Below are 15,447 nucleotides of genomic sequence, written 5' to 3' on the forward strand. Positions count from 1 at the left end.
TAGTTTAGCTTGAAATAAAAAAACCATCACCTAAATATATCTAGATGATGGTTTATCCCATAAACTGGAATTACTATTGCTTAATCTCAGTTATTTTATAATTAAATAAATAATCTACATCTAGCTCTTTAATTTTACCTAATTTTTTAAGTGCGTTAACCTTTAGGTCTTTTTTGTTTCCAATTACTACGGAAGTATACTTGTTACCTTTAATATTCTCATTAAAAAATTCGGAAAGATCTTCTAAAGTCATTTTTTTCACCTCATTGTAAATCTCTTCTCTATTATCATAATCTATACCTCTGTTCTTTAAGCCTTCATAGCTCCAAAAAATGTTTGATTTGGTAATACGTTCTGCAGCTATTTGTTTTAAGACAGATTCTTTTGCTGCTTGAAATTGCTTATCTGCCTTAGGCATATCGTTCATTAGCTCTAACATAGCATCAACAGCCTGTGTTAATTTATTGGCTTGTGTACCCACATAGGCATAAATATAATTAGAATCGTCTTTTTTGCCGGCATCAGCATATGCCGCAAAAGCTGAGTATGCCAATGATTTTGACTCCCTGATTTCTTGAAATACAATTGATGAAAGCCCGCTACCAAAATAAGCGTTAAAAACCCTTGAAGCTGCTAATTCTTTTGGATCAAATTGTTTTCCTTTTGAAACAAACACCAATTCCGATTGCACCATGTCATAATCGGTAAAATAAACTTGATCACCTGTTTCCTTTTCCTCATATTTTATAGGATCTGGGTAGTCTTTTAAATTCTCGGGTAATTTATGATAATCATTCATAGCTGCCACCGCTGCTTCTACATCTTTACCATAATAAAACACGCGTTGCTTATAATTTTTCAAATCTTTTACCAAGGCTACCAATTCTGTTGGATTAATTGCACGTAATTCTTCAGCTGTGTAAATATTTCTTAAGCGAGAATTTTCGCCATACTTTGCGTAATTAAATAATCCGTTCCACAGAATATTGCTTTTTTGGGTTTTATTGTCTTCCCTATCTTTTAATATTTTGGCAACATATTTATTGTACGATTCTTGATCGGCTTCTGCATTATCCCATAAATCTTCTAATAATTTTAGCCCTTTAGCCAAATTTTCCTTTAACCCAGAGATATATACATAAGATTTATCTCCTTGTGCCTGAACCCCATAAGAAATACCTAACTTATAAAATTCTTTTTTTACATCTTCAGGGGACAAACTTGCAGTACCTAAAAAATCTAGATAACCTACCGCTAATGATAGTTGTTTGTTGTTATCACTACCCATATCAAAAATAATATTCAAATCAAATAAATCATTATTTTTGTTTTCTACATAAGCAACTTCTAGTCCATTATCTAATGCCGTGTTTTTAATTTCATTCTTATAATCTACAAAACGTGGCTTAAGATCTTCAGAAGTTTGGGCGTTGAAGTTTTTAACGAAATCTGATTGCATATCCCTATTTACTTCAATTGGTGTAATACCAGGATTTTCAACTTTTACAATGTTTTTATCTTCACCTTGTTTTTTATATACTACAACATAATTGTTCTTATAAAATTTATTGGCAAAATCAACCACTTCTTGTTTAGTTATTTTCTTTAAATCATCTAAAAACTGAATTCTGTCTTTCCAGTCTTGACGGTGAATAAATGCATTGAAATATGCACTAGCCAAAGCTGTATTGCTTTCATACTGTCTGGTCTGTGATAATTTCAAATCATTTACAACTGCATCTAACATCCAATCTTCAAATTCGCCTTTCTTAATCTTTTCAATTTGTTCCAACATTAAATCTTTTACTTCTTCTAATGACTGACCTGCTTTTGGGGTACCATCCATATTATGCAGACCATAATCGTTGAAAAATATTGTGAAAGAACCTGCTCTTTGAACTTTTTGTTGTTGATTTAGGTTTAAATCGAATAATCCAGCTTGACTATTTGCCAATAACATATCAACCAAAGTAACCAATTTTTCTTCTTGGCTACCTATTTTATCTGTTCTAAATGTAAGTGACATACTTTCAGCCGTTGGGCCAAACACTTCTTTAATAATAGGTTCGGTAATTGGAGACTCTTTTGGTAAATCAGGATGTACCACTTCCTTCTTTTTTAACTTACCAAAACTACTATCAACCATTTTTATGGTTTTATCAAAGTCTAGATCGCCCACTAAAACCAATGCCATATTGTTAGGCACATAATACTTTTCAAAATAGTTATTTATAGCAACCATTGAAGGGTTTTTTAAATGCTCAGAAGTGCCAATTGTAGTCTGTTGGCCATAAGGATGATTTGGGAAAAGCCCTGCTAACATGGCAGAGAATTTTTTACGAAAATCATTGTCTTGCCCTCTGTTGAACTCTTCATAAACAGCTTCTAATTCCGTATGGAACAATCGTAAAACAAGTTTACTAAAACGTTCACTTTCTAAATTTAGCCACTTTTCCAGCTCATTGGCGGGTATTTTATTTTGATATACCGTTTCTTCAACCCAAGTATGAGCGTTAGTACCTTGTGCACCTAATGAAGCTGTCATTTTATCATATTCATTTGCAATAGCAAATTTTGAAGCCTCTAAGGATACACTATCTATCTGTCGATAAATTGCTTTTTTCTTTTCAATATCATTTTCCGCTTTATGCTGTTCATATAAATCAGAAATTTTAGCTAAGTACTTTTTTTCATTTTCCCAATCTGCCGTACCAAACTTATCCGTACCTTTAAATAGCATATGCTCTAAATAGTGGGCCAAGCCCGTTGTTTCTTTTGGATCATAATTAGACCCAGCTCTAACGGCAATAAACGTTTGAATTTTAGGTTCGTCTGTATTTTTACTCAAATATACTTTCAGCCCATTGTCCAAAGTATATAAACGCAAACCAGTAGGGTCGTTTTTTACGGTTTTATAAGTGTAACTGTTGGCATCTGCATGTGTTTCTGATACATAATTAGAGTTTTTTTCTGGATTTATTTTACAGCTGGTTAAAACAGCTAAAAAAGCCAAAACAAAAAGAAGTTGAATTTTTTTCATAAAGTATTAATTTGGTGATTGTTAAAATTTTAGCAAATATATTTAACCTAGATTATAAAATTTTAAAACTCTGCTTATATTAATATAACTTTAACATAAAAAACAGATTTTTAATCACTTAAATAATATAATTAAATAACAAGATGGATTCTATAAAAGCAAAAAACCTGTTTGAAAGTTCCAAACAGGTTTATTTATATTTATTTTAAGATTATCCTAAAACTTCGGCAACTTTTAATCCAATTTCCGCAGGAGAATCCACAACATGAATTCCGTTTTCAGCTAAAATTTTCATCTTTGCCTGTGCAGTATCATCACTACCGCCAACTATTGCTCCGGCATGCCCCATTGTTCTTCCTTTTGGTGCGGTTTGCCCTGCTATAAAACCGATTACTGGTTTTCTATTTCCGTCAGCTTTGATCCATCTCGCAGCATCCGCTTCCAATTGTCCACCAATCTCGCCAATCATTACAATAGCTTCGGTTTCATCATCGTTCATCAATAATTCAACTGCTTCTTTAGTAGTAGTACCAATTATAGGATCACCACCAATTCCAATGGCAGTAGTAATTCCCAAACCTTGTTTTACAACTTGGTCAGCAGCTTCATAAGTTAATGTACCAGATTTAGAAATAATGCCTACTTTACCTTTCTTAAATACAAAACCCGGCATAATACCTACTTTGGCTTCCCCTGGTGTAATAACACCTGGACAGTTTGGACCGATTAATCTACAATCTCTATCATCAATATAAGCCTTAACTTTTACCATATCTGCAACAGGAATACCTTCGGTAATACAAATAATTACTTTTATTCCCGCCTCAGCAGCCTCCATTATTGCATCGGCAGCAAATGCTGGTGGCACAAAAATGATACTGGTGTCGGCTTTTGCTTTTTCAACAGCTTCCGCAACCGTATTAAAAACAGGTTTGTCTAAATGTTTTTGCCCGCCTTTACCTGGCGTTACACCGCCAACTACATTGGTGCCATATTCAATCATTTGTGTAGCGTGAAAAGTACCTTCACTACCAGTAAAACCTTGAACAATTATTTTTGAATTTTTGTTTACTAAAACGCTCATAGTTGGTTATTAGTTATTTGAGATTAAGTTAATTGTTTTACATTATTACAGCAAAAGTAATTCTTACAACTAACTTTAAAAAATTATTGGTATTAAATCTTATTTACTTTATTAATTATTTCAGGTAAAACTCTAATCCCAGCTAATTCCCTGTATTTTTTTCTAGCTTCGTCACAAGGTGATCCAAAATAAGTTTTGCCTCCTTCTAAATCTCCACCAACACCGGATTGGGCATAAACAACGGCCTTTCTACCAATAGTGACCCCACTGATAACACCTACTTGACCCCACAACGTAACTTCATCTTCTAAAACGGTACAGCCTGCAATACCTACATGTGATGCTATCAAACATTTTTTACCGATAATTGTATCATGTGCAATTTGAACTTGATTATCGATTTTTGTACCTTCCCCAATGATTGTATTTCCAGTAACGCCCCTGTCAATAGTACAAGAAGCTCCAATATCGACATTGTTTTCAATAATAATGTTTCCGCAGGATACTAATTTATCAAAACCGGTTTCTCTATTTTTATAGTAAAAAGCATCAGAACCTAAAACAGTTCCTGCATGTATAGTTACATTGTCCCCAATGGTACAGCCATCATAAATGGTTACATTGGGATGAATTAAACAGTTTTTACCTATTTTAACATTATTGCCCAAAAAAACATTAGGCTGAATAATACTTCCCTCGCCTATAATTGCTGTTTCGGCGATTGCTTTATCTGCTTTTTTAAATGGATTAAAATGTTTTGCCAGCTTACTAAAATCCCTGAAAGGATCATCTGAAATCAAAAGAGCTTTACCTTCGGGACAACTTACTTTTTTATTGATTAAAACGACGGATGCAGCAGAATTTAATGCCTTATCATAGTATTTAGGATGATCTACAAATACAATATCCCCTTCTTCAACCACATGGATTTCGTTCATTCCATAAACAGAAAAATTTTCATCACCAATAAACTCACTGTTAATAAGTTGGGCAATTTCTTTTAAAGTGTGTGTTTTAGGGAATTTCATAATTGTTTACTCAGTGACTCTTTCCTGATAAGTCCCTTTATCGGTTTCAATCTTTATCTTATCTCCTTCATTAATAAACAAAGGAACATTTACACTGGCCCCAGTTTCAACTGTTGCTGGTTTTGTAGCATTGGTAGCCGTGTTTCCTTTTACACCCGGTTCGGTCTGTGTAATTTCCAGTACAACACTTGCGGGCATTTCTACAGAAAGCGGCAACTCGTCTTCCGCCCTAACTACTATGGTAACGGTTTCTCCTTCTTTCATTAGATCAGGACTATCCAAAATATCTTTTTGAAGTGCAATTTGTGAATAATCATCATTGTTCATAAAATGATAAGTTGAATCTCCTTCTTTATACAAATACTGATATTTACGTGTTTCAACACGCACTTCTTCTATTTTGTGTCCCGCAGAAAAAGTATTGTCCAGCACTTTTCCATTGGTCAAACTTTTTAATTTGGTACGTACAAATGCTGGCCCCTTGCCCGGTTTTACATGTTGAAATTCCACGATTTTATACGTATCGTTATTGTAAACTATGCACAAACCTTTTTTAATATCTGATGTAGTTGCCATATAATCTTTTAATTATTACTAAAATATCCTTTCATAATTCCACGTTGAGAATCTCTAATAAATTGAAGAATCTCATCCCTCTCTGGTGTTGCCTCCATTTCTGCTTCAATGATTTGAGCAGCTTGCGAGTTGTTATAATTCTTTTGATAAAGTATTCTATAAATATTTTGGATTTCCCTAATTTTTTCTGAGGAAAAACCTCTACGGCGTAAACCAACGGAATTAATCCCTACATAAGAAAGTGGTTCTCTTGCCGCCTTAACAAAAGGTGGAACATCTTTACGAACCAATGAACCTCCCGTTACAAAAGCATGTTGACCAATGGACACAAACTGGTGAACTGCAACCAATCCTGCCAATATCACATTATCGCCAACCGTAACATGGCCAGCTAATGTAGAATTATTAGAAAATATACAATTGTCACCAATAAAGCAATCATGAGCAACATGGCAATACGCCATAATTAAACAATTATTGCCGATTATGGTTTTCATTCTGTCCGAAGTACCTTTGTTAATAGTAGCACATTCTCTAATTGTTGTATTGTCCCCTATTTCAACTGTGGTGTCTTCTCCTTGATATTTTAAATCTTGTGGAATTGCTGAAATTACAGCTCCAGGAAAAATATTACAATTTTTACCAATTCTGGCACCTTCCATTATTGTAACATTTGAGCCGATCCAAGTACCCGAACCGATGGTTACATTGTTGTGAATTGTGGTAAAAGGCTCTACAACTACATTTTTAGCAATTTTGGCTCCAGGATGAATATAAGCTAATGGTTGATTCATAATTAATCTGTTCGTTTAACGATTTGTGCCATTAACTGTGCTTCAACAACTAATTTATTATTAGCATATCCATAAGCTTGCATGTGGCAAATTCCTCTTCTTATAGGCTCAATTAATTCTGCTTTAAAAATAATGGTATCTCCAGGTAAAACTTTTCTTTTGAATTTAACATTATCCATTTTCATAAAATAAGTCAAATAATTTTCTGGGTCTGGTACTGTGCTCAAAACCAAAATCCCGCCCGTTTGTGCCATAGCCTCTACTTGCAAGACACCTGGCATTACGGGTGCCCCAGGAAAATGACCTACAAAAAAATGTTCGTTCATGGTCACATTTTTTACACCCACTACGGTTTTATCAGTCAATTCTAAAATTCTATCGATCAATAAAAACGGAGGTCTGTGCGGTAAGATATCCATAATTTGGTGAATATCCATTAATGGTGGTTCATTCAAATCAAATTGAGGAACATTATTGCGTTTTTCAATTTTTATCAATTTTGCCAACTTCTTGGCAAATTGAGTATTTACACCATGTCCAGGTTTGTTTGCAATAACTTTACCCTTAATTTTTACTCCGACCAAAGCTAAATCTCCAATAACATCCAACAATTTATGCCTTGCAGCTTCATTTGGATAATGTAAGGTTAAATTATCGAGTATTCCGTTAGGTTTTACGGCAATTTCTTCTTTATTAAACGCCTTTCTCAATTTCTCCATTGTTGCTGGAGAGATTTCATTATCAACATAAACAATTGCATTGTTTAGGTCGCCGCCTTTGATTAAATTGTTATCCAGTAACATTTCAATTTCGTGCAAGAAACTAAAAGTTCTGGCAGAAGCAATTTCTTCTTTAAAATCGGACATTTGTTTTAAAGTCGCATTTTGGGTACCTAACACTTTCGTACCAAAATCGACCATCGTAGTTACCTCATAATGATCTGAAGGCATTAAAATGATTTCACTTCCGCTAACCTCATCCTTATAAGATATAATTTCCTTAACCACATATTCCTCAACTTCGGCTTCTTGTTCTTGCAATCCGGCTTTTTCTAAAGCTTCTACAAAATATCTTGAAGAGCCATCCATAATAGGTGGTTCAGGGGCATCTAATTCAATACTGATATTATCTATGCCCAATCCCACAATAGCAGCTAGGACATGCTCGCTGGTTTGAATTTTTACTCCATTTTTTTCTATATTGGTACCACGTTGTGTGTCAACAACATAGTCTGCCCGTGCCTCAATAACAGGGCTTCCTTCCAAATCTACCCTTGTGAAAGCAAAACCGTAATTTTCAGGTGCAGGCTTAAAAGTTAAATTGACCTGTTTACCCGTGTGAAGACCTACGCCCGAAAGCGAAATTTCTTTTTTAATTGTTTTCTGTTTATTGCTCATTAACTTCTTTTTGTGCATTTAACATTTTTTCTAACTCATCAATTTTATCCACTAATTTGGAGAAATTTTTAAAATGTACATATGATTTGTTATAGTCTGAATAAGGCAATGCAGGGCTACCTTGTACCACTTCATTATCTTTTAAGTTTCTGCCTATGCCCGACTGAGCCTGAATGCTTACATTATCACCAATTTTAAGATGCCCAACGATACCAACCTGCCCACCGATCTTACAATTTTTACCGATTTTTGTAGAACCCGCTATTCCAGTTTGAGCGGCAATTATTGTGTTTTCGCCAATTTCAACATTATGGGCAATCTGAATTTGATTGTCGATTTTCACTCCATTTCTTATAATTGTAGAGCCTAAAGTAGCTCTATCAATAGTACTTCCAGAACCTACGTCAACATTATCTTCTAAAATTACATTTCCCGTTTGCGGTATTTTACTATAAATACCTTTCTCATCGGGTGCAAATCCGAATCCATCACAACCAATAATAACCCCAGAATGTATGACACAATATTTGCCTACTATTGATTCAGAATTTATTTTTGATCCTGCAAAAAGCATACTTCCTTCTCCAATGGTAACATTATCGCCTATGTACACATTAGGATAAATCTTGACATGGTCACCAATTACAACATTGTTACCTATATAAGCAAAAGCTCCAATATAAACTTCTTTGCCCAGTTTAGCGGAATCGCTTATAAAATTAGGTCTTTCAATTCCGGTTTTATTCAATTTTACTTGATTGTAAAACTCTAATAATTTAGAAAAAGCTTTATATGAATCTTCAACCTTAATTAAAGTTGCACTAATATTTTTTTCTGGAACAAAGCTTTTATTTACTATTGCTATAGACGCATTTGTGGAATATAAAAAAGAAGTGTATTTAGGATTTGATAAAAAAGTCAAGGACCCTTTCTCCCCCTCTTCTATTTTTGAAAGCTTATAAACTTCAACTAAAGGATTACCCTCTATCTCCCCTTGAAGTATTTCTGAGATTTGCTGTGCTGTAAATTTCATTTCTGCAAAAATATAAAAAAAGATTAACGATTTGCGAAATATAATTTATGATTTTAGTTTCAAGTAAGACTATGATTTAGGGTAATACACAAAATGTTTTATTACTGGTTCAGTTAGAGCCAGCAAATTCATGTGGTCAGAGGCTTTCGTCAAATCTTTGATCTGACCATTTTTATATAAAATACTTATAGAATTATGATGCAAATCATAAGCTTGATTTTTGATAATTCCCGTATTGATAAAATAATCGATTTCGCCCTCCTCAAGTGTAAAATTCAATGCTAATTTATTTCTAATGGAGTGAAGTTGTTCTACTGAAAATTCATCATCTTGAATAATGATTTTTGGTAATTTTCTATCTAAAATGGAAGTACATAATGATGACAAAATAGTATCGTCATAACCTTTCCATTGTTTTAATGCCATTATAATATCATAATCATCAATCTGCGAAAAAGTATCAAGTTGGGTTTTATTAAATTCCAATTTTTTATCAGCTTTCAAAAAGACTTTTAAGCTGGTACTACATGGCAAATTATAATGGTTTGAAATTAAATATTTTGCTCTTTTTAGTATTTTAACCAAAAGATAGTCAGCAACTAAACTTGTTTTATGTAAATAAACCATCCAATACATAAGACGTCTGGCAACAATAAACTTTTCTACCGAATATATACCCTTTTCTTCAACGACTAAATTATCGTCAACTACGGTAAGCATAGAAATTATACGTTCAGAATTAATATTACCTTCGGTAACTCCTGTATAAAAACTATCACGTTTCAAATAATCTAACCTATCCATATCCAATTGACTGGAAATTAATTGGTTTAAAAATTTTCTATGGGTTTTACCTTTAAAAATTTCTATAGCTAAACTTAATTTTCCATTGAATTCTTTGTTGAGCTCTTCCATAAAAATAATAGAAATATCTTCATGTTTAATATTGGTCACCAAACTATGCTCTAAGGTATGTGAAAAAGGTCCATGACCAATGTCGTGCAATAAAATGGCAATTAAAAGTGCTTCCTCCTCCTCTTTTGATATTTCTATAGATTTACTTTTTAATACAGTTATTGTCTTTTGCATCAAGTGCATGGCACCGATGGCATGTTCAAATCTAGTATGATGTGCTCCAGGGTAAACAAAAGACGACAAACCCATTTGAGATATTCGTCTTAACCGCTGAAAATAAGGGTGTTCGATAATATCGAAAATTAATTCGCTCGGAATGTTTATAAATCCGTAAATTGGGTCGTTAAAAATTTTAAATTTGTTCAATCGAATTTTATTAAAATTACAATACAAAAATAGACCATTAATTTTTAAATAGTAAACAAAAGGAATGAATGCAATCAAAATACTTTGGGTGGACGATGAAATTGAATTATTAAAACCTCACTTATTATTTTTAGAAAAGAAAAATTATGATGTAAGTACCTGTAACAATGGTGCCGAAGCTATTGAACGTGTTGATGATGGCAATTTTGATGTAGTTTTTTTAGATGAAAATATGCCTGGACTATCGGGTATTGAAACCTTATCTAAGATAAAAGCAAAACTACCTAACCTTCCTATTGTTATGATTACAAAAAGCGAAGAGGAGTATATTATGGAAGAAGCCATCGGTTCTAAAATTGCCGATTATCTAATAAAGCCCGTAAATCCGAATCAGATTTTATTGAGTTTAAAGAAAAACTTGGATCATTCGAGATTAGTTTCAGAAAAGACTACTTCCACGTACCAACAAGAATTTAGAAAAATATCGCTAGATCTTGCTATGGTAAATACTTTTGAAGAATGGATAGATCTTTATAAAAAATTAGTGCATTGGGAAATAGAATTGGAGTCAATTGATGACCCGGGAATGATGGAAATTCTTGAAAGCCAAAAAGAAGAAGCCAATTCTCAATTTTTCAAATTTATTCAAAAAAATTACCAAGGGTGGTTTGAAGGCGAAGAAAAACCTTTGCTTTCGCAAGATTTGTTTAAACAAATTATTGCCCCTCAGGTTAAAAAAGAAAAAACGCTTCTTATTGTTATTGATAATTTACGTTTCGATCAATTAAGGGTATTAGAACCCATCATTAATAATTACTATAAAAAGGAGGAAGAAATTTCTTTCTTCAGTATTTTACCAACTGCAACCCAATATGCCAGAAATGCTATTTTTTCAGGGCTAACTCCTTTAGAAATGTCAAAACAACATCCTGACTACTGGAAAAACGATACAGATGAAGGTGGTAAAAATTTATATGAAAAGGAATTTTTAGAGGCTCAGTTAAAACGACTTAATTTAGACATAAAACATGACTATTTTAAAATAACAAGTTTGCCGAAAGGTAGAGATTTAGCAGCTAATTTTAAATCGGTAAAAGACAATGACTTAACCGTAATTGTTTACAATTTTGTGGATATGCTTTCGCATTCACGTACAGAAATGGAAATGATTAAGGAATTAGCTAGCGATGATAAGGCCTATCGTTCTTTAACTTTAAGTTGGTTTAAAAATTCTCCATTATTAGAAATCATACAAAAGGCCCAAGAATACGGACTTAAACTAATCATAACCACAGATCACGGAACGATAAACACAAAAAAGCCGACAAAAATTGTTGGTGAAAAAAGTATAAGTGCCAACTTACGCTACAAAACAGGTAGAAGCTTAACTTATACCGATAAGGAAGTTTTTGCCGTTAAAAACCCTGAGGACATTCAATTACCATCTATACATATGAGCAGTTCGTTTGTTTTTGCTAAGGAAGATTATTTCTTCGCCTACCCTAACAATTATAACCATTACGTAAAATACTATAAAAACACCTACCAGCACGGTGGTGTTTCTTTAGAAGAAATGATTATACCTTGTATTATTATGGAACCAAAATAAAAAGCCTCCCCTAACCCCTCCGAAGTAGGGGAACTAGCAATGAGCAAATTGCTTATGTTAAATTATTTTAGCGTGAAATTAGGAATATTTTAATTCTGAACTCTGAAACTCTAAACTCTGAATTGTAACATTATTAACAAATTCTTCAATTTTGTTATGAAATTTTGAATAATTCTTAACAGTTATTTACTATAAAATGCTCAAATTTGTGCTTCAAAATTAAATCATGAAAAAGCATAATTTTAGTGCAGGTCCCTGCATTTTACCTCAGCAAGTATTACAACAAGCTTCTGAAGCCATTTTAAATTTTAACAATGATAATTTATCTTTAATAGAAATATCACACAGAAGCTCTCCTTTTGTGGCAGTAATGGATAAAGCAAGAAGCTTAGTTTTAGAATTGTTAAATCTTGAAAATAAAGGGTATTCAGTACTATTTTTACAAGGCGGTGCCAGTTTGGAATTTTTAATGACCCCTTATAATCTAATGAAAGAAGGTGGAAAAGCAGCGTACTTAGATACAGGTGCTTGGAGTTCAAAAGCCGTTAAGGAAGCAAAGATGTTTGGCGAAATAGAAGTAGTGGCATCTTCAAAAGATAAAAACTACAGCTATATACCTAAAAATTATTCAATACCGTACGATGCAGACTATTTTCACTGTACTAGCAACAACACAATTTTTGGAACACAACTAAAATCTTTTCCAAAAACAAATAGCTTATTGGTTTGTGACATGAGTTCTGACATATTTTCAAGACAGTTAGATTTTTCACAATTCGATTTGATTTATGCAGGTGCTCAAAAAAATATGGGACCGGCGGGAGCAACTTTGGTAGTGTTAAAAAATGAGGTTTTAGGTAAAACCGGTCGTAAAATTCCTTCAATGTTAGACTATCAAGTCCATGTTTCTAAAGACAGTATGTTTAACACACCGCCAGTTTTTGCCGTTTATGTATCCATGTTAACACTGCAATGGTTAAAGGATTTGGGAGGAATTCCTGCTATAGAAAAAATAAATAACGCCAAAGCGGAATTATTGTATAACGAGATAGATAACAATCCTCTTTTCGAAGGTGTTGCCGAAAAAGAAGATAGATCTAATATGAACGTGACTTTTGTGCTTACCGATGATAGCATAAAAGAGAAATTTGATGCAATGTGGAAAGAAGCTGGTATTAGTGGTATCAATGGACACAGATCGGTTGGCGGATATAGGGCAAGTATCTATAACGCTATGCCATTGGAAAGTGTGCAAGTATTGGTGGATGTGATGAGAAGATTGAAGTAAAGAAGACTAAGATTAAATAAAAATATTAGGCAAGGAACATTAATAAGATTCCTGCTTTCACAGGAATGGCAGGTTCAATTGCAATTAATGAATATTAATAGAAAATAAGTAATAAACAGATGATAGTATTAGCTAACGACGGAATTGCACAAAGTGGAGTAACAGCATTGGAAAATGCGGGTTACACGGTAGATTTAACCACCGTGGCACAAGATCAGTTAATAGATTATATAAATGAGCATAAAGTTTCGGTTTTATTGGTAAGAAGTGCTACCACAGTTCGCAAAAACCTAATAGATGCTTGTCCATCTTTAAAAATTATAGGACGTGGCGGTGTTGGTATGGATAATATCGATGTGGAATATGCCAGAGAAAAAGGACTAAAAGTAATTAATACCCCAGCTGCATCTTCTCATTCTGTGGCAGAGTTGGTTTTTGCACACCTTTTTGGGATGGTTAGGTTTTTGCATAACTCCAATAGAGATATGCCTTTAGAAGGTGATTCCAAATTTAAAGATTTAAAGAAAGCCTATGCAAAAGGTGTAGAATTAAAAGGGAAAACTTTAGGTGTCTTAGGTTTTGGGCGTATTGGTCAAGCTACCGCAAAAGTTGCCTTGGGTGTTGGAATGAAAGTTGTTGCCTTTGATCCATTTTTGGATTCTGCTACTCTAAAATTAGATTTCTATGACGGACAAAGCATTGACTTTAAAATCGATACCATTTCCAAAGAAGAAGTTTTAAAACAATCAGATTTTATTACATTACACGTTCCCGCTCAAAAAGATTACGTCATTTCTACTAAAGAATTTGAACTGATGAAAGACAAAGCGTGTATTGTTAATGCCGCCCGTGGTGGTGTAATTGATGAAGTAGCTTTGGTTACCGCCATTGACAATGGTAAAATTTCACATGCTGCTTTAGATGTTTTTGAAAAAGAACCCACTCCGGAAGTACAATTATTGATGAATCCAAATATTTCTTTAACACCACATATTGGTGCCGCCACCAGCGAAGCTCAAGAAAGAATTGGTAGTGAACTTGCAGAGCAAATTGTTGAAATATTGGGATAGGTGAAATGGCAGTCGTTAAACCTTTTTGTGCAGTAAGAGCTACGAGAGACAAGGTAGCGTTGGTTTCATCTCGATCTTATGATGCTTACTCTCCTGCTGAATTAGGTGCACAATTAGATTTCAATCCGTTTTCTTTTTTACATATTATTCTCCCAGGTTATGGTAATCATGAAAATGTAACTACTCAAGAACGATTTGAAATGATTCATCATAAATATGAAGAATTCAAATCACTACATTATTTTACAAAAGATCAAGTCCCAACTTTTTACATATATAAAAAAGTTACTCTTGATTATACATTTGTTGGTATAATCGGTGCCACTGCTACTGGAGACTATCAAAAAAATATTATAAAAAAACATGAAGACACGCTAGATAGGCGAGAACAATTGTTTAAAAAATTTTTAAAAACTACTGGCTTCAATGCAGAACCTGTTTTGCTTACCTATCCAGATAACGATATAATTGCTAATATTTTAAGCCTTTATCAAAATAACCGAGCCGAATATGAATTTACTACAGAAAATCATATCACTCATTATTTATGGGTTGTTGACGATGACAACCATATTAATACATTACGAGAAGAATTTGATAAAATGAGTGCTCTATATATAGCAGATGGCCATCATCGTACTTCATCTTCATTTTTATTAGCTCAGGAATTAAAAAAAGAAAATAAAAATCATACCGGTAAAGAAGATTATAATTATTTTATGAGTTATTTAATTCCTGAAACAGATTTAAAAATACTTGAATTTAACAGGTTTGTAAAGGATTTAAATGGTAATTCGAAAACTGATTTTTTGGAAAAGCTATCAAATCTATATCGTATTGACAATAAGGGATTACAACCGTATTATCCTTCAAAGAAACATCATTTCAGTATGTATTTAGATGGGGAATATTACTCGTTATATCTGAAAAAAGAGGAATTTGAAATTAATGACCCATTGAGTGATTTAGATACGCAATTGTTATATAAAACTATTTTAAAACCCATTTTAGGGATTATTGATATGCGTAACGATAAACGCTTACATTATTTTTATAGTAAAAATGGGGCGGTAAACCTCAAAAAACGAGTAGATTCTGACAAATACAAAGTGGCATTTGGACTATTTCCAGTATCCATAGAACAATTAAAAGCCGTAGCAGATACTGGACTGAAAATGCCTCCAAAAAGCACCTATATTTTACCAAAACTCAGAAGTGGATTAACTATTTATGAGTTTTAATAATAA

General features: G+C 33.2%; 12 protein-coding genes. 4 read left to right on the forward strand and 8 right to left on the reverse strand.

Annotation, left to right across the window (positions count from 1 at the left end; all coding sequences use genetic code 11):
* Positions 1 to 73 precede the first annotated feature (73 nt).
* The 8 genes from UMM65_RS13955 to UMM65_RS13990 form a co-directional block, all read right to left on the reverse strand.
* A complete protein-coding gene (locus UMM65_RS13955; protein ID WP_321977371.1) occupies positions 74 to 3,040 on the reverse strand; it encodes a M16 family metallopeptidase in 2,967 nt (988 codons plus the stop codon).
* Between the two features lie 211 nt (positions 3,041 to 3,251).
* The gene (gene sucD, locus UMM65_RS13960; RefSeq protein ID WP_321977372.1) at positions 3,252 to 4,124 is read right to left on the reverse strand and encodes a succinate--CoA ligase subunit alpha; all 873 of its coding nucleotides are present in this window, start codon (positions 4,122 to 4,124) and stop codon (positions 3,252 to 3,254) included.
* A gap of 92 nt (positions 4,125 to 4,216) precedes the next feature.
* The gene (locus UMM65_RS13965) at positions 4,217 to 5,152 is read right to left on the reverse strand and encodes a UDP-3-O-(3-hydroxymyristoyl)glucosamine N-acyltransferase (protein ID WP_321977373.1); all 936 of its coding nucleotides are present in this window, start codon (positions 5,150 to 5,152) and stop codon (positions 4,217 to 4,219) included.
* Positions 5,153 to 5,158: 6 nt separating this feature from the next.
* Positions 5,159 to 5,728 (reverse strand): elongation factor P, encoded by a 570-nt coding sequence (efp, locus tag UMM65_RS13970; RefSeq protein WP_321977374.1) that lies wholly within the window; start codon positions 5,726 to 5,728, stop codon positions 5,159 to 5,161.
* An 8-nt stretch (positions 5,729 to 5,736) separates the two neighbouring features.
* Positions 5,737 to 6,522: an acyl-ACP--UDP-N-acetylglucosamine O-acyltransferase gene (gene lpxA / locus UMM65_RS13975; RefSeq protein WP_321977375.1), complete on the reverse strand. Its 786-nt coding sequence runs from the start codon at positions 6,520 to 6,522 to the stop codon at positions 5,737 to 5,739.
* A gap of 2 nt (positions 6,523 to 6,524) precedes the next feature.
* Entirely contained in the window at positions 6,525 to 7,919 is a 1,395-nt protein-coding gene (locus UMM65_RS13980) for a bifunctional UDP-3-O-[3-hydroxymyristoyl] N-acetylglucosamine deacetylase/3-hydroxyacyl-ACP dehydratase (RefSeq protein ID WP_321977376.1), read from the reverse strand.
* Positions 7,909 to 8,952, reverse strand: coding sequence for a UDP-3-O-(3-hydroxymyristoyl)glucosamine N-acyltransferase (gene lpxD, locus UMM65_RS13985; RefSeq protein ID WP_321977377.1), 1,044 nt, complete (start codon positions 8,950 to 8,952; stop codon positions 7,909 to 7,911). The genes UMM65_RS13980 and lpxD overlap by 11 nt, the downstream gene beginning before the upstream one ends.
* 69 nt (positions 8,953 to 9,021) lie before the next feature.
* Positions 9,022 to 10,233, reverse strand: a complete 1,212-nt coding sequence (locus tag UMM65_RS13990) for an HD domain-containing protein (RefSeq protein ID WP_321977378.1) — start codon at positions 10,231 to 10,233, stop codon at positions 9,022 to 9,024.
* A 64-nt stretch (positions 10,234 to 10,297) separates the two neighbouring features.
* On the opposite strand from UMM65_RS13990, the gene porX reads away from it, so the two are divergent.
* The 4 genes from porX to UMM65_RS14010 all read left to right on the forward strand — a co-directional run bounded on the left by porX (position 10,298) and on the right by UMM65_RS14010 (position 15,441).
* Positions 10,298 to 11,842, forward strand: a complete 1,545-nt coding sequence (gene porX, locus UMM65_RS13995) for a T9SS response regulator signal transducer PorX (RefSeq protein ID WP_321977379.1) — start codon at positions 10,298 to 10,300, stop codon at positions 11,840 to 11,842.
* 226 nt (positions 11,843 to 12,068) lie between these two features.
* Positions 12,069 to 13,130 (forward strand): 3-phosphoserine/phosphohydroxythreonine transaminase, encoded by a 1,062-nt coding sequence (serC, locus tag UMM65_RS14000; RefSeq protein ID WP_321977380.1) that lies wholly within the window; start codon positions 12,069 to 12,071, stop codon positions 13,128 to 13,130.
* Positions 13,131 to 13,249: 119 nt separating this feature from the next.
* A complete protein-coding gene (locus UMM65_RS14005) occupies positions 13,250 to 14,200 on the forward strand; it encodes a D-2-hydroxyacid dehydrogenase (RefSeq protein WP_321977382.1) in 951 nt (316 codons plus the stop codon).
* Between the two features lie 5 nt (positions 14,201 to 14,205).
* Positions 14,206 to 15,441: a DUF1015 domain-containing protein gene (locus UMM65_RS14010; protein WP_321977384.1), complete on the forward strand. Its 1,236-nt coding sequence runs from the start codon at positions 14,206 to 14,208 to the stop codon at positions 15,439 to 15,441.
* The last annotated feature ends 6 nt before the right edge of the window (positions 15,442 to 15,447 follow it).

Origin of the sequence: Aureibaculum koreense (assembly GCF_034296135.1) — a bacterium.
In the GTDB taxonomy this organism is placed as follows: Bacteria; Bacteroidota; Bacteroidia; order Flavobacteriales; family Flavobacteriaceae; genus Aureibaculum.